This is a genomic window from Amycolatopsis sp. NPDC004378, assembly GCF_053602455.1.
Genome location: NZ_JBSGDR010000001.1, coordinates 57,984 through 74,849, shown reverse-complemented (window position 1 = coordinate 74,849; position 16,866 = coordinate 57,984). Strand labels below are relative to the sequence as shown.

Annotated in this window: 21 protein-coding genes; 12 read left to right on the top strand and 9 right to left on the bottom strand. The window is 71.8% G+C overall.

The features are described from left to right. Window positions 1-280: 280 nt before the first annotated feature. Window positions 281-742 carry a GNAT family N-acetyltransferase gene (locus ACWEN0_RS00345; RefSeq protein ID WP_451967549.1) on the bottom strand — a complete coding sequence of 154 codons (462 nt, stop codon included), beginning with the start codon at window positions 740-742 and terminating at the stop codon, window positions 281-283. 64 nt (window positions 743-806) lie between these two features. Between ACWEN0_RS00345 and ACWEN0_RS00340 the strand changes: the two genes are divergently transcribed. Then, on the top strand, window positions 807-1,415 hold the full coding sequence (locus tag ACWEN0_RS00340; protein WP_451967548.1) for a TetR/AcrR family transcriptional regulator: 609 nt from the start codon (window positions 807-809) through the stop codon (window positions 1,413-1,415). 34 nt (window positions 1,416-1,449) lie between these two features. Here ACWEN0_RS00340 and ACWEN0_RS00335 read toward each other — a convergent pair whose 3' ends face one another. After that, complete coding sequence (locus ACWEN0_RS00335) at window positions 1,450-2,415, bottom strand: GlxA family transcriptional regulator (RefSeq protein WP_451967547.1); 966 nt, start codon at window positions 2,413-2,415, stop codon at window positions 1,450-1,452. 52 nt (window positions 2,416-2,467) lie between these two features. Here ACWEN0_RS00335 and ACWEN0_RS00330 point away from each other — a divergent pair, with 52 nt between their 5' ends. The 7 genes from ACWEN0_RS00330 (at window position 2,468) to ACWEN0_RS00300 (ending at window position 8,435) form a co-directional block, all read left to right on the top strand. Next, entirely contained in the window at window positions 2,468-2,848 is a 381-nt protein-coding gene (locus ACWEN0_RS00330; RefSeq protein ID WP_451967545.1) for a cupin domain-containing protein, read from the top strand. A gap of 9 nt (window positions 2,849-2,857) precedes the next feature. Continuing rightward, window positions 2,858-3,433, top strand: a complete 576-nt coding sequence (locus ACWEN0_RS00325) for a GNAT family N-acetyltransferase (protein WP_451967543.1) — start codon at window positions 2,858-2,860, stop codon at window positions 3,431-3,433. 32 nt (window positions 3,434-3,465) lie between these two features. Further along, window positions 3,466-3,969: a winged helix-turn-helix transcriptional regulator gene (locus tag ACWEN0_RS00320; RefSeq protein ID WP_451967541.1), complete on the top strand. Its 504-nt coding sequence runs from the start codon at window positions 3,466-3,468 to the stop codon at window positions 3,967-3,969. A gap of 69 nt (window positions 3,970-4,038) precedes the next feature. Continuing rightward, window positions 4,039-4,530, top strand: a complete 492-nt coding sequence (locus ACWEN0_RS00315; RefSeq protein WP_451967539.1) for an SRPBCC family protein — start codon at window positions 4,039-4,041, stop codon at window positions 4,528-4,530. Further along, complete coding sequence (locus ACWEN0_RS00310) at window positions 4,527-5,552, top strand: LLM class flavin-dependent oxidoreductase (RefSeq protein ID WP_451967537.1); 1,026 nt, start codon at window positions 4,527-4,529, stop codon at window positions 5,550-5,552. The genes ACWEN0_RS00315 and ACWEN0_RS00310 overlap by 4 nt, the downstream gene beginning before the upstream one ends. Next, the gene (locus tag ACWEN0_RS00305; protein ID WP_451967535.1) at window positions 5,549-7,864 is read left to right on the top strand and encodes a molybdopterin-dependent oxidoreductase; all 2,316 of its coding nucleotides are present in this window, start codon (window positions 5,549-5,551) and stop codon (window positions 7,862-7,864) included. The genes ACWEN0_RS00310 and ACWEN0_RS00305 overlap by 4 nt, the downstream gene beginning before the upstream one ends. Window positions 7,865-7,889: 25 nt before the next feature. After that, the gene (locus tag ACWEN0_RS00300) at window positions 7,890-8,435 is read left to right on the top strand and encodes a dihydrofolate reductase family protein (RefSeq protein WP_451967533.1); all 546 of its coding nucleotides are present in this window, start codon (window positions 7,890-7,892) and stop codon (window positions 8,433-8,435) included. On the opposite strand, the gene ACWEN0_RS00295 is transcribed toward ACWEN0_RS00300, so the two are convergent. Continuing rightward, window positions 8,428-9,951 (bottom strand): AMP-binding protein, encoded by a 1,524-nt coding sequence (locus ACWEN0_RS00295; RefSeq protein WP_451967531.1) that lies wholly within the window; start codon window positions 9,949-9,951, stop codon window positions 8,428-8,430. The genes ACWEN0_RS00300 and ACWEN0_RS00295 overlap by 8 nt on opposite strands. A gap of 61 nt (window positions 9,952-10,012) precedes the next feature. Between ACWEN0_RS00295 and ACWEN0_RS00290 the strand changes: the two genes are divergently transcribed. Continuing rightward, a complete protein-coding gene (locus ACWEN0_RS00290; RefSeq protein ID WP_451969787.1) occupies window positions 10,013-10,855 on the top strand; it encodes a hypothetical protein in 843 nt (280 codons plus the stop codon). 45 nt (window positions 10,856-10,900) lie between these two features. Here the strand turns inward: ACWEN0_RS00290 and ACWEN0_RS00285 are convergent, their stop codons facing one another. Genes ACWEN0_RS00285 through ACWEN0_RS00265 form a run of 5 tightly spaced genes read right to left on the bottom strand, consistent with a single transcriptional unit; the run spans window position 10,901 to window position 14,467 of the window. Then, the gene (locus ACWEN0_RS00285) at window positions 10,901-11,677 is read right to left on the bottom strand and encodes a TIGR03620 family F420-dependent LLM class oxidoreductase (protein ID WP_451967529.1); all 777 of its coding nucleotides are present in this window, start codon (window positions 11,675-11,677) and stop codon (window positions 10,901-10,903) included. Window positions 11,678-11,705: 28 nt separating this feature from the next. Further along, a complete protein-coding gene (locus ACWEN0_RS00280; RefSeq protein WP_451967528.1) occupies window positions 11,706-12,395 on the bottom strand; it encodes a TetR/AcrR family transcriptional regulator in 690 nt (229 codons plus the stop codon). 28 nt (window positions 12,396-12,423) lie between these two features. After that, window positions 12,424-13,353 carry a phosphotransferase enzyme family protein gene (locus ACWEN0_RS00275; protein ID WP_451967526.1) on the bottom strand — a complete coding sequence of 310 codons (930 nt, stop codon included), beginning with the start codon at window positions 13,351-13,353 and terminating at the stop codon, window positions 12,424-12,426. A gap of 11 nt (window positions 13,354-13,364) precedes the next feature. Then, entirely contained in the window at window positions 13,365-13,526 is a 162-nt protein-coding gene (locus ACWEN0_RS00270) for a hypothetical protein (RefSeq protein WP_451967525.1), read from the bottom strand. A gap of 32 nt (window positions 13,527-13,558) precedes the next feature. After that, entirely contained in the window at window positions 13,559-14,467 is a 909-nt protein-coding gene (locus ACWEN0_RS00265; protein WP_451967524.1) for a hypothetical protein, read from the bottom strand. A gap of 213 nt (window positions 14,468-14,680) precedes the next feature. Here ACWEN0_RS00265 and ACWEN0_RS00260 point away from each other — a divergent pair, with 213 nt between their 5' ends. From ACWEN0_RS00260 to ACWEN0_RS00250, 3 genes are all read left to right on the top strand, one after another. Next, window positions 14,681-14,980 (top strand): YciI family protein, encoded by a 300-nt coding sequence (locus ACWEN0_RS00260; RefSeq protein WP_451967522.1) that lies wholly within the window; start codon window positions 14,681-14,683, stop codon window positions 14,978-14,980. Window positions 14,981-15,526: 546 nt separating this feature from the next. Beyond that, window positions 15,527-15,967, top strand: coding sequence for a VOC family protein (locus ACWEN0_RS00255; RefSeq protein ID WP_451967520.1), 441 nt, complete (start codon window positions 15,527-15,529; stop codon window positions 15,965-15,967). Between the two features lie 31 nt (window positions 15,968-15,998). Further along, on the top strand, window positions 15,999-16,448 hold the full coding sequence (locus ACWEN0_RS00250) for a nitroreductase family deazaflavin-dependent oxidoreductase (RefSeq protein WP_451967518.1): 450 nt from the start codon (window positions 15,999-16,001) through the stop codon (window positions 16,446-16,448). A gap of 10 nt (window positions 16,449-16,458) precedes the next feature. On the opposite strand, the gene ACWEN0_RS00245 is transcribed toward ACWEN0_RS00250, so the two are convergent. Beyond that, window positions 16,459-16,854, bottom strand: coding sequence for an NUDIX domain-containing protein (locus ACWEN0_RS00245; RefSeq protein ID WP_451967516.1), 396 nt, complete (start codon window positions 16,852-16,854; stop codon window positions 16,459-16,461). Window positions 16,855-16,866: the final 12 nt, after the last annotated feature.

Sequence of the window (16,866 nt, the reverse complement as noted above, 5' to 3'; positions counted from 1 at the left end):
GAGGTCGGCGGAGCCGTCCGGCTCGAGGGCGAGGTTTTCCGGCTGCTGCCCGGCCGCGGCGTCGAGGGGGATGATCCTCGTCGCCGCCTGCGCGGGCGGGGCCGGCAGGGCGAGCACGGCGGCCGCGGCCAGCACGGCGCCGATCTGCTTGATGCGCAAGGGAAACTCCGTCTGGTGAAGGGAACGGCGAACAGAACCCCAGATCGCCGTGCCTTCGACGGTAGGCCCGGTGCGCCCCGGTCACCAATAGCCCGGCCTGGGCCGGCCATCGGAAATCCGATCACAGGTCGCGGGCGAAGCAGCGCGAGAGCGGCTCGCCGGCGTATGGGCCGTACGCCTCGATGGGCTCGTAGCCTTCGCGCTGGTAGAAGCGGATCGCGTCCGGTTGTCCCGTGCCGGTTTCCAGCAGCAGCCGGGGAACGCCGAGTGCGCGCGCGTGGTCTTCGAGGGCGCGCAGCAGCGCGACCGCGACGCCGGTGCCGCGCGCGGCCGGCTCGACGTACATCCGCTTGACCTCGGCGGCACCCGGGCCGAGGGACCGGAGCCCGCCGCAGCCGAGCGCTCTGCCTCCGGCGTCCCGCGCGACGAGGAACACCGTGACGGTCTCGGCGGTGGGCAGTGCACCCGGCTCGTGGTCGTCGGTGCCGTAGCGGGCGTCCAGTTCGGTGCGCTGGGCCGCGCGCAGCCGGACGGCGTCGGGATCGTCCCAGGTCACGGCCCTGATTTCGACGGTGGTCAGCACGGTGCCCCTTTCCGTAACAGGCGTTACCGTAGCACCTGTTACGCTTCCCGGAAAGGAGGTTTCCGTGCCGAGGCAGCGTGACGTCCAGGCGCAGCGGGAGCTGCTCTCGAACGCGACGTGGCAGGTGCTCGCCGACGGCGGCCTGCCGGGTCTGACGCTGCGCGCGGTCGCCGGGCGCGCCGGCTGCACGACCGGCCTGGTGATGCACGCGTTCCCGACGAAGAAGGCGTTGCTGCTGCACGCGCGTGACCTGCTCTACGAACGCACGGCCGTCCGGGCCGACGCCGCCGAGGCCGCGAGCGGCGACGCCTTCGGGGCGCTGGAGGCGGTGCTCGGCCAGGCCGTCGACCTGCCGCACGGCCACCACGAGGAGTCCCGCGTCTGGGTGGGCTTCCTCGCGGCGGCCCTGGCCGACGACGACCTGGCCGACCGCCACCGCGCGGCGAACCGCTCGTTCCTGGCGCGCGTCCGGCGGCTGGTGGCGGCCTGCCGTCCGAAGTGGACGGACGAGCGCGTCGAACTGACGACGAAGAGCCTGGTGGGGCTGGTCGAGGGCCTGAACGTGCTGGCCGCGGCCGACCCGGCCGAATACCCGGCCCGGTTGCAGCAGGACGCACTGGCCCGGGCGCTCACCGAACTGCGTCCCGCGCCGGGCCCGGGTGCGCGGTGCTGACCCGGGTCAGGCCGCGCACGTAGCCGCGGCGGACCTAGGCGGCCGGGCCGAACCGGCGGCGGTAGGCGCTCGGGCTCAGCCCGGTGTGCCGCCGCAGCTGGAGGCGCAGGTTCGCCGCCGTGCCGAGGCCGCTGGCCTCGGCGACCCGGTCCAGCCGCAGCTCGCCGCGCTCGATGAGGCGGCAGGCCAGCGTCACGCGTTCCGTCGTCAGCCAGGCCAGCGGGGTCGTGCCCAGCTCCGCGCGGAACTTCCGGTGCAGCGTCGCCAGGCTCGTCGCGGCCCGGGCGGCCAGGTCGGCGACGGTGAGGGGCTGGTCCAGGCGGGCCAGCGCCCACGCCAGCACCGGTGCCAGCGACGTGTCGGGCACCGACGGCACCGGGCGCGCGATGAACTGCTGCTGCCCGCCGTCGCGGTGGCCGGTGAACACCAGGCGGCGGCTGACGATGTTGACGACTTCGGCGCCGTGGTCGCGCTGGATGAGGTGCAGGCCGAGGTCGAGCGAGGCCGCGCTGCCCGCCGCGGTGAGGACGTCGCCCTCGTCGACGAACAACACGTCCGGTTCCCAGTGGACCGCCGGGAACCGCTCGGCGAACTCCGCGGCCCACTGCCAGTGGGTGGTCGCGCGCCGGCCGTCGAGGACGCCCGCTTCGGCGAGCGCGAACGCGCCCGTGCAGAAGCTGACCAGCCGGGCGCCCCGCGCGGCGGCGCGGCGGATCGCGGCGATGATCGCGGGGTCCGTCGGCACGCCGGTGTTCGGCCGGGCGGGCGCGATCAGCGTGTCGGCCGCGTCGGCGGCCTCGAGCCCGGCGACGCCGCTCAGCGTGAACATCCCCAGGTTCATCCGCACGTCCGTGGTCGGGGCGCAGAGCGTGAAGTCGTACCAGGGCCGGTCCAGCTCGGGCCGCCGCAGGCCGAAGAGCTCGGTCGCGACGCCCATCTCGAACGGGTTCGACTCCGCGGTCACGATCGCCGCGACCCGGTGAGAGAATTCTTGCGGCATGTGCGATTCCTAGCACTCGCCGCGCCGGAACGCCAGGCGCAGGATCGAGCGCATGAACCCGATCGACCTCACCGAAGTCCTGGCGACCTTCGACGCCGCCTGGAGCCCGCGGATCGTCACCCGCGTCAACGACTACGACATCCGGCTGGCCCGGTTCGACGGCGAGCACGTCTGGCACGTCCACGAAGACACCGACGAGTTCTTCCTGGTCCTCGACGGCGAGATCGAGATCGGGCTGCGCGACCCGGACGAGCGCGTCGTGACGCTCTCCCGCGGGCAGGTCTTCGTGGTGCCGAAGGGGACGTTCCACAAGCCGTCGTCGAAGAACGGCGCGAGCGTGCTCCTGGTGGAACCGGCCGGGACGCTCTCGGTCGGCGATGAGCACGGCGAGGTGCCCGACCACGTCGACGTCACCACCGGCCACCTGGTCTAGCTTCGGGGGATGGTGACCTTCCTACCGGCCGACCAGGCGTCGTGGGCGGACCTGCAGGCGATCTTCGGCGACCGCGGCGACCCGGCCCGCTGCCGGTGCCAGTACTTCAAGGAGACGCCCGCGCAGTGGCGGTCCGGGACACCGGAGGAGCGCGCCGAAGAATTCCGCGCGCAGACGGCCGAGCACGCGACCGGGCTCGTCGCCTACCTCGACGGCGAGCCCGCCGGCTGGTGCGCGGTCGAGCCGCGCACCGCGTACCGGCGCCTGCTGGGGAGCCGGCTCGTCTGGGCCGGCCGGGACGAGGACAAGGACGACGACGGCGTCTGGGCCGTCACGTGCTTCGTCACGCGCAAGGGCTTCCGGCGGCAGGGCGTCAGCGCCGCCTTGGCGAAGGCGGCCGCGGACTTCGCCCGCGAGCGGGGCGCCCGGGCGGTCGAGGGCTACCCGATGCTCGTCGAGCCGGGCCAACAGCTCGCCTGGCCCGCCGAACTGTTCGTCGGCAGCCGGGGGATCTTCGCCGACGCGGGTTTCACGGAGGTCAGCCGTCCGACCGCTCGTCGGGTCGTCATGCGGCTGACCTGCTGAGTCCTTCTGGAAAACGGCGTACGCTCGGCCGCATGAAACGGACATCGTTCGCGCAGTGGCCGTGCTCGATCGCGCGCACCATGGACCTGCTGGGCGACTGGTGGACCCCGCTGGTGCTGCGTGACGCCTTCTACGGCGTCCGCCGCTTCGACGAGTTCCAGCAGCAGCTCGGCATCGCGCGCAACACCCTCGCCGACCGGCTCAAGCGGCTGGTCGACGAAAGGCTGCTGGAGAAGGTCGCGTACCAGACCGAGCCGGTGCGCTACGACTACGTGCTCACCGAAAAGGGCCGCGACTTCTACCCGGTGCTGCTCGCCATGACGCGCTGGGGCGACCGGTGGCTCTCGGGCGAGGCCGGCCCGCCGATCACCGTGCACCACACCGCGTGCGGACACGACACGCACGCCGAAATCGTCTGCGCCGAATGCCGTGAACCGATGACGCCGGACGACACCCGGATGCGCCGCGGCCCCGGCTTCCCGCCGCGGCTCGCGCAGCGCCCGGACGTCGAAGCGCGCTTCGCGCGGCAGGAGTGACGTTGACAGGGTAGGTCTATCTACGCAACTATCGTGGTCAGAGGCGCATCGAGAGGAGTGGCGACCACGATGGAGTGGACAGGCGCGCGGTACGCGGACAAGCCGACGGCCGAGGTCTCGACCTGGATCGACGCCGCCCCCGAAGACGTCTGGGCGGTCGTCTCCGACATCGCCGTGATGCCTTCGCTGAGTTCGGAGCTGCAGTCCGTCGAATGGCGCGAGGCCGGCCGCACGTTCGTCGGCCGGAGCAAGCACGACGCGTTCGGCGAGTGGGAGACGACGTCGTTCGTCGTCGAGTGCGAAGCGCCGCGCGTGTTCTCCTGGGCCGTCGCGGACCCGGCCGAGCCGAGCTCGGTCTGGAAGTTCACCCTGGCGCCCGAAGCCGGCGGCACGCGGCTTTCGCAGTGGATGCAGATGGGCCCGGGGCGGTCCGGGCTGTCGTTCGCCATCGACCGGATGCCGGAGAAGGAGCAGAAGATCGTCTTCGTCCGGTTGCGCGAGTTCGAAACCGCGATGACCGGCAACCTCGCCGCGATCAAGGACCGGGTCGAAAGCCGATGAGGACCGCGACGACCGTCGAGTTCTCGCGGGATTCGCGCACCACGCTGGACTTCGTGCTGGAGGCGGAAAAGCTCGGTCTCGACGTCTGCTGGGTGGCCGAGGCCTGGGGCTCGGACGCGCCGTCCGCGCTCGGCTACCTCGCCGCCCGCACCGACCGCATCCAGCTCGGCTCCGGCATCATCCAGCTCGGCACACGCACGCCGGTCGCCATCGCGCAGGCCGCGCTGACGCTCGCCGACCTGTCCGGTGGCCGGTTCGCCCTCGGCCTCGGGCCCTCGGGACCGCAGGTGATCGAAGGCCTGCACGGCGTCCCGTTCGCGAAACCGTTGACGCGCATGCGCGAGACCGTCGAGATCATCCGCCAGGCCATCGCTGGGGAGAAGATTTCGTTCTCCGGCAAGACTTTCGAGATCCCACTGTCCGGCGAGGCGCGGGCGATGCGGCTGTCCACCCCGCCGAACCCGGACATCCCGATCTACCTCGCGACGCTGTCGCCGAAGCTCTTGGAGCTGACCGGCGAAGTCGCGGACGGCTGGCTCGGCACCAGCTTCGTCCCCGAAGGCGCCTCCGCGTACTTCGAGCATTTGGACGCCGGGCTCGCGAAGGCGGGTCGCACGCGCAAGGACATCGACGTCTGCCAGGGTGCCGAAGTCGCCTTCGCCGACAACGAGGACGAGCTGCGCGTCATGGTCGGCGGCCGCAAGAAGGAGCTGGCCTTCAGCCTCGGCGGGATGGGCTCGGCCAGCACGAACTTCTACAACAACGCCTACAGCCGCCAGGGCTGGGCGGACGTCGCCGCCGAGGTCCGCGAGCGCTGGCAGGCCGGCGACCGCGACGGCGCGACCGCGCTCGTCACCGACGAAATGGTGCTCGGCACGACGCTGATCGGCACCGAAGAGATGGTGCGCGCCCGCTTGCGCGTCTGGCGCGACACCGGCATCGACACGGTCCGGCTCTACCCGGCCGGCGAAACGCTCGAAGCGCGTCTCACGACGCTCGGCCGCGCACTGGAGCTGCTGTGACCGGCGACTGGCACCGCACCGCGTGCAGCCTCTGCTACCTCAACTGCGGGCTGGAGGTGCAGCTCGACGGCCGGAAGATCACCCGCGTCCGCGGCGACAAGGCGCACCCGCGCTCGGGTGGCTACCTGTGCCAGAAGGCGCAACGCCTGACCTGGTACGGCGACCACTCCGATCGCCTGACCACGCCGCTGCGCCGGCGTCCCGACGGCACCCACGAGCCCATCGACTGGGAAACCGCGCTGACCGAGATAGCCGCGAAGCTGCACGCGATCCGCGACGCCGACACCGCGGCGGGCCGTCCCGGCTCGTTCGCCTACGTCGGCGGGGGCGGCCAGGGCAACCACTCCGGCGGCGCGTACGGCGCGTCGCTGCTGAAGTGGATGAACTCGACGCGGCACTTCAACGCGTTGTCGCAGGAGAAGACCGGCGACTTCTGGGTCAACGGGCAGCTGTTCGGCTCGACGCTCGTGCACACCGCCGAGGACGTCGAGAACTGCGACCTGCTGGTGGTGCTCGGCTGCAACCCGTGGCAGGCCCACGGGTTCAGCAACGCCCGGCACGCGCTCAACACGATCAAGAACGACCCGGCGCGCAAGATGATCGTGATCGACCCGCGGCGCACCGAAACCGCGGAGCTCGCCGACCTGCACCTGCCGCTGCGGCCGGGCACCGACGCCTACCTGCTGGGTGCGATCCTGGCGCTGCTCCTCGACCGCGGCGGCGTCGACCAGCCGTTCCTCTCCGAGCGCACCGAAGGCTTCGACGAGGTCGCGGCGGTGCTGGCGAAGATCCCGGTGGACGAGTGGATCGCGCACGCCGAAGTGTCCCGGGTGGACGTCGAGCGGGCCGTCGAGCTGATCCTCGCCGCGGAGGCGATGACGGTGCGCGTCGAGCTGGGCATCCAGCAGGGCCGGCATTCGACGCTCAACAGCTACCTCGAGAAACTGTTGTACCTGCTCACCGGCAACTTCGGCCGTCGTGGCACGAACAACCTGCATTCGTGGCTGCTGCCGCTGTGGGGCTCGTCGGGCGGCCGCCGGTCCGAGGTGACCGGGTTCGAGTACATCGGCGGCCTGCTGCCGGCGAACACCCTGGCCGAGGAGATCCTCACCGACCACCCGAACCGGGTGCGCGCGCTGTGGGTCGAGTCGTCGAACCCGGCGAACACGTTCGCGGGCACGCGGGAGGTCGAACGCGCGGTGCGGGCGGCCGAGCTGTCCGTGGTCGTCGACGTCGCCTACACCGAGACGGCCGCGCTCGCGGACTACGTCCTGCCCGCGGCGTCGCAGCACGAGAAGTGGGAGTTCACGCTCTTCACCTTCGAATGGCCGACGAACTACTTCCAGCTGCGGCGGCCGTTGCTCGACCCGCTGCCGGGCACGCTCGTCGAGGCCGAGATCTACACGCGGCTGTTCGACGCACTGGGCGTGCTGCCGCCGTCGGACGTCCTCGCGTCGCTGGCCGACGGCCCGCGTTCGGAGCTGCAGGCGGGGATCGGCGCACTGGTCCAGGCGATGCCGGAGCGGGCGGCGATCCTGCCGGTGCTGCTCTACCGGACGCTGGGCGCGTCCCTGCCCGACGGCGCGGCGTCGATCGCGCCGCTGTGGGCGGGCTGCCACCGCGCGGCGAAGACGATGACCGTGCCGGTGCAACGCGCGCTGGGCACCACTTCCACGGGTGCCGAGCTCGGCGAGGAACTCTTCGCGCGCGTGCTGGCCGGGCCGACGCCGTTCTCGACGCACGAGCAGGACGAGGTGTGGAACCTGATGCGCCGCTCGCGCGTCCGGCTGGCGGTGCCGGAACTGCTGGAGTGGCTCGGTTCGCTGGACCCGGCCGCGGAGCGCCCCGACCCCGCGTTCCCGTTCTCGCTGCTCAACGGCCAGCGCCGCGCGCACAACGCGAACCAGATCCTGCGCGACCCGCGCTGGCGCCGCACCGACCCGGACGGCGCGTTGCGCGCGCGTCCGGAAGAACTGGCGTCGATTGGCGCTTCGCCGGGCGATTGGGTGGCGGTGGTGACGCCGGCGGGCCGGGTGGTCGTCCGCGCGGAGGCCGACCCGGGCCTGCGCCCGGGCCAGCTGGCCCTGCCGCACGGCTACGGCATGGCCCACCCGGACGCCGAGGGGCGACGGGTGGTCAGCGGGCCCCGGATCAACCTGCTGACCGACGCCCTGGACCGCGACCCGATCGCGGGAACACCGCACCACAAGGACGTCCCGGCGCGCCTGGAGCCGGCGACGGAGGCGGAACGCGAGCGCGCGGAGGCGGACAGCGTGCGCGTGCGTGCGACCGTCGCGAGTGGACAGTCCTGAGGTTCGCCCCGTTTATAGTGATCCCATGCGCAAGGTGATCTCGAACCTGTTCATCTCGCTCGACGGCGTGGTCGAGGCGCCCGACAAGTGGTCGCTGCGCTACTGGAGCGACGAGATCGGCCAAGCGGTCGGCGCCGGGATGGCCGCGGCCGACGCGATGCTGCTCGGGCGCGTCACCTACGAAGGGTTCGCCGAGGCTTGGCCCGGCCGCAGCGTCGAGGACGACGAAGGCGCCGAGTTCATGAACAACGTGCGCAAGTACGTGCTGTCCTCGACGTTGTCCGAGGTCGGCTGGAACAACTCGACGCTGCTGACTGGCGATCCGGCCGCGGCCGTGCGTGAGCTGAAGGCCGGACCCGGTGGTGACATCATGACCAGCGGCAGCACCACGGCCGTGCGCTGGCTGCTGGCCGAAGGCCTGGTGGACGAGCTGAACCTGCTGCTGTACCCCGTGGTCGTCGGCCGGGGGAGACGGCTGTTCCCCGCGGACGGGTCGTCGTTCCCGCTGGAGCTCAAGAAGTCCTCGACGTTCGGCAACGGCGTCGTCCAGCTGACCTATGTCCTCAGTTGACCTGGCGGGACTGCCCCTGCCAGAACGGCTCCCGGAGCTTGAACTTCTGGATCTTCCCGGTCGCCGTCCGCGGCAGCTCGTCGAGGAACTCCACCCGCTTCGGGCACTTGTACCCCGCGAGGTACTCCCGGCAGTGCTTGATCAGCTCCTCCGACGTCACCTCCTCGGACGTGACGACCAGCGCCGTCACCAGCTCGCCCCACTTCTCGTCCGGGACGCCGATCACCGCCGCCTCGCGGACCGCCGGGTGCGAGTTCAGGGCGTCCTCCACCTCGATCGACGACACGTTCTCGCCGCCCGAGATGATCACGTCCTTCTTGCGGTCCGCGATCGTCAGGTAGCCGTCTTCGAAGGTCCCGCCGTCACCGGTGTGGAACCAGTTGCCCGCCTGGACCCGCGCGGTCTCCTCCGGGTTCTCCCAGTAGCCGTCGAGGTTGTGGTTCGACTGGGCGAGCACTTCGCCGTCGGTGTCGACGTCGATGCGGACGCCGAGCGCCGGCGTCCCCGCGCGGCCCAGCAGGCGCGCCTGCTCGTGCGGGTCGAGGTCCGCCCACTCGCTGCGCATCCGGTTGACCGTCAGCAGCGGCGCGGTCTCGGTGAGCCCGTAGATCTGGATGAACTCCCAGCCCAGCTCGGCCCGCACCCGCTCGATCGTGCGCGTCGGCGGCGGCGCGCCGGCCACGACGATCCGGACGCGGTCGCGGCCCGGGATCTCGCCTTCCCAGGTGGCGGCGCCGTCGAGGGCCGCCGTGACCACCGCCGGCGCCGCGCACAGGATCGTCACGCCGTGTTCTTCGATGCGCCGGAGGATTTCGGTGCCGTCGACCTTCCGCAGCACGATGTGCCGCCCGCCGAGGCCGGTCACCGCGTACGGCATGCCCCAGCCGTTGCAGTGGAACATCGGCAGCGTGTGCAGCAGGACGTCGTTGTCGTTCAACGTCGTGTGCAGCCCGAACACGGCGGCGTTCAGCCAGATGTTGCGCTGGGTGAGCTGCACGCCCTTCGGCCGCGCCGTGGTGCCGGAGGTGTAGTTGATCGTCGCGGTCGCCGACTCGTCGCCCGCCCACGGCTCCGGGGTGCCCTCGCCGCCCCAGATCGCCTCGTCGTCGCGGCCCAGCACGAAGACGTGCTTGGCCGTCACGGAGTCCAGCAGGTGCTCCAGCTCCGGGTCGACGATCAGGACCTCGGCGCCGGAGTGCTCGACGATGTACTTGACCTCGGCCGCGGCGAGCCGGAAGTTCACCGGCACCAGGACCCGGCCCCAGCCGGACACGCCGAAGAACGACACGAGCAGCCGTGCGGCGTTGTGCGACACCATCGCGACGCGCCCGCCGACCGGCACGCCCAGCGCGTCGAGCTTGGCGGCCTGCGCGCGGGCCCGGCGCGCCACCTCGCGGTAGGTGAGCGAACCCCAGCTGGGCGCGGGCTGGTCCGGCTCGTCGACCACCGCGACGCGGTCGGGGTACACCGTTTCCGCACGGTCGAGGAAGTCCCGGACACCCAGATCGAAGAACATGTCCCCGATGATGACCCTTCGCGGGTGCTCGCACCAGTCCGATGTGGTTCGCTGGAGCGTGATGGACTTCGACACGGTGGCCGGCGAGCTCTACGGGGGTGACCTCGCGGAGTTCGTCAACGCGCGCAACGCCGCCGCGAAGGCTGCGAAGGCCGGGGGAGACGCCGAACTCGCGAAGCGGATCCGCGAGCTGCGCAAGCCGACCACGGCCGCGGCGATCGTCAACCGCCTGGCCAGGGAGGACCCGGGCCGGCTGCGGGAGCTGGCGGAAGTCGGCGACGAGCTGCGCGACGCGCACACCCGCCTCGCCGGTGACGACCTGCGCGCGCTGACCCGGCGCCGCGGCGAGCTGGTCCGGCACATCGTGCGCGACCTGCCTTCGATGAGCGACACCGTTTCCCGCGAGGTCGAGGCGACGCTCGAAGCCGTCGCCGCCGACCCGGAAACGGCGAAGCCGGCCCTCGCCGGGCGGCTGACGTCGGTGGCGCACCAGGACACCGACCAGTGGTTCAGCCTCGCGCCGGCCGCGCCGCCGGCGACCGGCAAGCGCCCGGCGAAGCTGGTGGAAAAAGCCGCACCGGCGAAGCCGAAGAAGGCCGAAAAGGACCGTCAGCGCGAGGAAGCGGACCGCAAGGAACGCGAGCGCGCCCGCGCCGAACGCGAGCGCCTGCGCAAGGAGGCCGCCGAGCTGGCCAAGGACCGCGCGGTGGCCGAGCGCGACCTGGTCCGCACCGAACGCGCGGCCGAGCAGGCGAAGGCCCGCGTCGACGACCTGCGCGAGCGCCTGGCCGAAGCCGAGGAACGCGCCGAGCGCGCGACGGCGGAGTTCGAACAGGCGAAGGAAACCTACGAGCGGGCCGACGAAGCCGCGGAGGAAGCGCAGAAGGCCGCCGACGCCCGCTGATCCCGTGCTGCGGTGAGCGCGCGCCCCGGATGGGCCTGCGCACGGTCAGAGCAGCACTTCGGCCAGTTGCCGGTGGTTCTCGGCCTCGACGTCCGGTGACGGGCCGAGCACCTGGACCGCGACGTGGTCGGCGCCCGCGTCCACATGGGACCGCAGCCCGTTCGCGATCGTCTCCGGGGTGCCGTGCAGGACGAGGTCGTCGATCAGGCGGTCGCTGCCGCCGCCGGCGACGTCGGCCTCGGTGTAGCCGTGGCGGCGCAGGTTCGTCACGTAGTTGCGCAGCCCGAGGTACGGCCGCCGCACGAACGGGCGGCCGATCGCGCGTGCGGCCACCGGGTCGGCGTCGACGACGACTTTCTGTTCCGGCGCCAGCAGTTTGCCCGCGCCCAGCACGGCCCGGGCGTGCCGCGTGTGCGCGACCGGCACCAGGTACGGGTGCGCGCCCGCGGTGCGCTCGGCGGCCAGCTTCAGCACGCGGTCGCCGAGCGCGGCGAGGACGCGGGCCTCGACCGGCACGCCGGCCGCGTCGAGCCGGTCGAGGTAGTCGACGATCTTCTCGTAGGGGCTGCGGTACTCCGTGACGGATTCGGGGTGCCCGACGCCGATGCCCAGCAGCAAGCGCTTTCCGTACCGGCCGGCCAGCCGGTGGTAGGACTCGGCGAGCGGCTCCGCGTCGTCGGACCACATGTTGACGATCGCCGTCGCCACCGTGATCCGCTCGGTCGAGGCGAGCACGTCCTCGACGAACGCGAGGTCGCCGATCGACTTCGACCCGGTGCCGAACCAGACCGTGCCGTAGCCCCGCGTCACTATACTCGTCATAGAAATCAATGTAGCAAATGTAGCGAACTCAGTTCGAGAGGCGGTGCAGCCACTCCCGCAGCATCCCGCGCTCGGTGGGCGTCAGCTCGTCGACGTCGTCGGCGAGCCGGGTCGACAAAGCGACCGCGAGCGCGCCGGTCGACGAGCCCTTGGCGGGCCGGTCGGTGAGCAGCCCGGCCAGCACGGACTCCCGGACCTGCGTGGACATCGCCAGGTCGCGGCTCGCTTCGGGCTGGGCGATCAGGCTGAGCGTGACGCCACTGCCGGCCGCCGCGAACTGCCGGGCAGCCTCGGCCGCCTCGACGCGCAGCCAGCCCTCGCGCGCCAGTGGGGTGAACAGCTCGAGCAGCATCGCTTCGGCGCTGGAGGTGAGGTTGCACGGCACACCCGGCTCGATCTGGCCGTAGAGCAGCACGTAGAACCGCGGGTTCTCCAGGCCGTACTCGACGTGCCGGTCCCAGCCCGCGCGGATCCGCTCGACCGGGTCGCCGCCCGTGTCCGGCGTCTGCACGTACTGCGTGAAGCCGTAGTTGACGACGGCGTCGAGCAGGCCCTGCTTGCTGCCGAAGTGGTGGTAGAGCGTGGGTGCCTGGACGCCGGCGCGCTCGCAGATCGCCCGCGTCGACACCGGCCCGCCCTGCGCCTCGTGCAGCAGCTGCCCGGCCGCCAGCAGCAGGCGGTCGCGGGTGCTGGTGGCGTTGCTCGATCGTCCGGCCATGTAGCAATTGTAACGCCGGTCTGTAGCGTCAGTCCCGGAGCCGCAGCTGGATCCGGCGCAGGCCGGCGAAGGCGTTCAGGATCGTCGGGTCGGTCGTCGCCGCGTCCGGGCGCACCGACCGGTAGCCGTCCAGCAGGGCCTCCCGCAGCTCGTGCCGCTGCGGCAGGTGCCTGAGCTCGTCGAGCGCGACGGCGAGGTCGTAGGCGTAGTGCCCGTAGCCGCAGTCGTCGAAGCCGATCGCCCGCACGCGGCCGCGGTGGAACAGGTAGTTCTCCTGCCGCAGGTCGCCGTGCACCAGGCCGAAGACGTCGGCGCCGCGGCCCAGCTCGATCCGGGCCGCGCGGGCCCGCTCGGCGGCGGCGCGGACGCGTTCGTCGCCCCCGGCCCGCGCGACCGCCCGGTCGAGCACGGCGGCCGAGAAGCCGTCCACCTGCGAGCGGCCGAAGTCGGTGAGGTCGTCGACGCGGCCGCGGTCCAGCCCGTTCAGCCGCGCGCCGTGCAGGTGCAGCCGCGCGGTGAACTCGCCGACCGCGTACAGCTGCGGCGCGCTGAGCCGCTCGTCGACGAACCGGCCGTCGACCCAGTGGCAGAGCACGCAGGTGCGCGGCTCCGGGACCGCCGGATCGGCGACCACGGCGACGAAGTCCCGCGCCCGCGTCGGCACCGGCCGCGGGACGACGAGGTCGGTTTCGCGCCGCAGCGCGGCGAGCCAGGCCAGTTCGGACCGCACCTGGGCGGCGCTCGGGCCGTCCGGCCGCTCCACCCGCAGCACGTAGCGGTTCCCGTCGGCGCCGTCGACGCGGAACGTCGTGTTGTGCCCGCGCCCCAACGGGGTCAGCCGGGCCACCGGGACGTCGTAGCCGGTCAAGGCCGCTTCGGCGAGCCGGCGCAGGCGTCGCGTCCGGCCCGAACGGTCGAGCTCGGCGAACGGCCGGTCGTTCGCCGTCGAGCCCGCCATCGCCCACGTGCTCAGCTGACCGACCGTTCCGGCTCGCGGGAGGGCAGGCCCTCGACCAGTCGCTCGACCTCGGTGCCCGGCCGCACCCCGAAGCGCGTGCACCGGCTGTTCGTGCCGATCTCGTCCGCGTGGCTGTGCGCCGCGTTTCGCTGGAAAAGGCCTCTGGTGGTCATACCGTGCCGCACGCGTGATCTCCGTCCGCCGCTTACCGGCCCCTTGCCTTCCCAGTGGGGACACGGGTGAACCGGACGGCCGGTTCAATCCCGGACAGGGCGTAGATCCCGGTGCCGGCCAGCGCGCCCGCGGCCAGCGCGGAGAGGCCGAGGACGGGCAGTGGCGCGGTCAGCGGGTCGATGCCGGCGAAGGACTCGACGCCGATCACGGCGGTGAGCACGGCGTCGGCGACGACGGCCGCGACGACCACCCGCATCCGGTGGGCCTCGGGCCAGCGGCTGAAACGCAGGACCCAGGCCAGCGCGGGCAGCACGAGGATCGCGTGCATCGCGACCGCGTGCAGCGGCTTGAGCGAGCCGGCGGTGGTGTACGCGCCTTCCGGGTCGCCGCCGCGGGCCAGCACCACGCCGCGGGCGATCATCACGGCGCCGGTGGCCAGCGCGACCAGCAGGACGACCAGGCCGGCCCGGATCGCCAGCCGCATGCTGGGCGCGTCCGGACCGGGGCCGACCAGCGCGGCGGCGGTGAAGCCGATGATCGTCAGGACGATCACGGCCCCGCCCGCGGCGAGCGTCATGGACACGGCGGTGTCGAACGGCGTCCCGAAGTCGAAGTGCGACGGCACCCCGCGCCAGGCCTGCATGCTGACCAGCACGACTTCGGCGACGCTCGCGGCGGTGAAGGCGCCGAGGAGGACGTTGCGCACCTGGGGTCGCACGGTGAGGAACGACGTCGCCCAGGCCACCGACGCGAGCGTGAGCCCGAACGAGAGGCCGAACGTGACGGCCTTGCGCATCGACAGCGGGCCCAGCCACGAGCCGCCGGTGGCGAGGAGGACGATCGCGTGCACGACGCCGCTCACGAACAGCGCAGCGCCGACCGCATAGGCGACGCGCTCGGCTCGCCGGCCGTCGTGCCAGATCCGGGTCAGTGCGTTCATGACGGGAAGTGTCGCCCCCCGGCGGGGCCCGGCGCGTCGGCCCGGCGTCGACACCCCGGCGTACGCCGAGGTGCGTACGGCAAGCCGGAAGAAAATTGAAAAAGCGATCGTAAAGTACGCCCGTAATTCTTGACCCGGATATTGCCGAAACCGGTGTCCCGCGCCACTCAGCAGGCGGATGCGTTGCGGGTGAAAGAGTTCTACCATCGAATCATGTACATCGCCCTGCTGACCTACACGGCGCCCGAAACAGAAGTCGACTACGCGCTCCCGGACCACGCGGACTGGTTGCGCAAACAATTCACGAAGGGAGTCTTCCTCCTTTCCGGAAAGGGGAACGGCGCCGCCGACCAGGTGATCCTGACGCGCTCGGTGCTGCGCGGCAAGCTCGACGCCGTGCTCGCGAGTGACCCGTTCGTCACCCGCCGTCTCGCCCGCTACGAAGTCATCGAGTTCACCGCCACGCGCACCGCCCAGGAGCTGCTGGCGATCAACGAGGCCATCGCCTCCTGAGGGATCCGCCACGGTCGGGTGGCCCGGCGACGAGGCCCCGCCACCTGCCGGCGAAGAAGTGCTGTCTTTTCCGCGGTCACCTCCCGCCCCTGCGGATGCGGGTGACCTGCGAGCCCGGCACAGCGGTGGGCTCCCAGGGTGCGCCCCGCCCCGGGCTGGTCCCTCGCCCATGAGAAACCCGCATTGCGTGCCCGGCCGTTTTTGTCGGTGCCCTCCGGTATCGTGGAAACCGGGGGCGACTCGGCCGAATATGCCGTGATTTCCCTTGTGCCACAACAGAAATCCGTCTGCGCCCGACGGCCCGGTTTCACCCGGTTCAGCGATGATCGTCGCACGTGTGTTCGGTAACGTCAGTGGCATGGACGCATTGCTTTCCCTGATCGGACTGCGGCAGCTGCCCAGGCCGGACGAATAGCGCTCGGGCAAGACCGACCGGGTCACCCCGGGCAGCGAGACCCGTGATCGAGCGGCTGTCGAAAACGGCGCACCGGCTCCGTCCCCGGAGCACGAGCGGCCGAGAGGGGCCGCGTGACACGGGAGGCAGCCATGACGATCGAGCGCATGGACAACGTCGGCATCGTGGTCGACGACCTGAAGGCCGCCATCGCGTTCTTCCTCGAGCTCGGCCTGGAGCTCGAGGGCGAGGCGCCGGTCGAGGGGCCGTCGGTGGACCGCATGGTCGGCCTGGACGGCGTCCGGTGCGACCTGGCCGTGGTACGGACCCCGGACGGCCACGGACGGCTCGAGCTGATGAAGTTCCACGCCCCGGCGGCCACCACCACGGCCGAGCCGAACGCGCCGGTCAACGCCTTCGGGATCCGGCGCATCATGTTCGCCGTGACGGACATCGAAGACGTCGTCGCCCGCCTGCGCACCCACGGTGCCGAGCTCATCGGCGAGCTGGTGCGGTACGAGGACAGCTACCGCCTCTGCTACGTCCGCGGCCCCGAAGGCGTCATCGTCGCGCTGGCCGAGAAACTCGGCTGAACCCCACCCCCACCGGAAAGGACCACCCACCATGGCCGTTGCCGACGATCTCGACCGCGCCACCGACTCGTCATGGGACTGGGTCGCCGAGCAGACCCGCACCTACCTCGCCTCGGGCGGCACCGAAGGGCACGAATCGAACGGCGTGTCCACGCTCATCCTCGCCACGACCGGGCGCCGGACCGGCGAGGCCCGCCGCACCTGCCTGATCTACGGCACTTCGGGCGACGACTTCGTCGTCGTCGCCTCCAAGGGCGGCGCCGACGAGGATCCGGCGTGGTTCAAGAACCTCCAGGCCGAGCCGAGCGTCGGGGTCCAGGTCGGCACCCGCCGGTTCACCGCCCGCGCGCGGGTCGCGTCCGCGGCCGAACGCGAGGCGCTCTGGCCCCGGATGACGCGCATCTTCCCGCTGTACGACGAGTACGCCACGAAGACCGACCGCGTGATCCCGATCGTCCTGCTCACCCCGCAGGAGGAGTGAGCGCATGCGATCACAGCAACCGGCGGAAGTGCTCCGCCATCTCGAGCCCGCGAGCTTCCTCCGTTGTCAGCCAACGGAAATCGTCGTGCTCGCCCGGGCTGAGCACGACGTCGCCGGCGCCGTCCTCTTCCACCGCGTGGACGACGGCGTGGATCTCCATGGCGCGCCCGGCGACGTCCGGCCACGAATCGCGGGACAGCTCGCCCGTGACCCGGACCGTCAACCCGGTCTCTTCCGCGGCTTCGCGGACGGCCGTCGTTTCGCTGGGTTCGCCCGGCTCGACCGTGCCGCCCGGCAGTTCCCACCGTCCTCCGAGGAACGTCCCGGGCGCCCGGCGGAGGAACAGCACCCGGTCACCCCGCGCGATCCAGCAGTAGGCCAGGTGCTTGTGGACGGTCTCCATCATGCGCGCGATTCT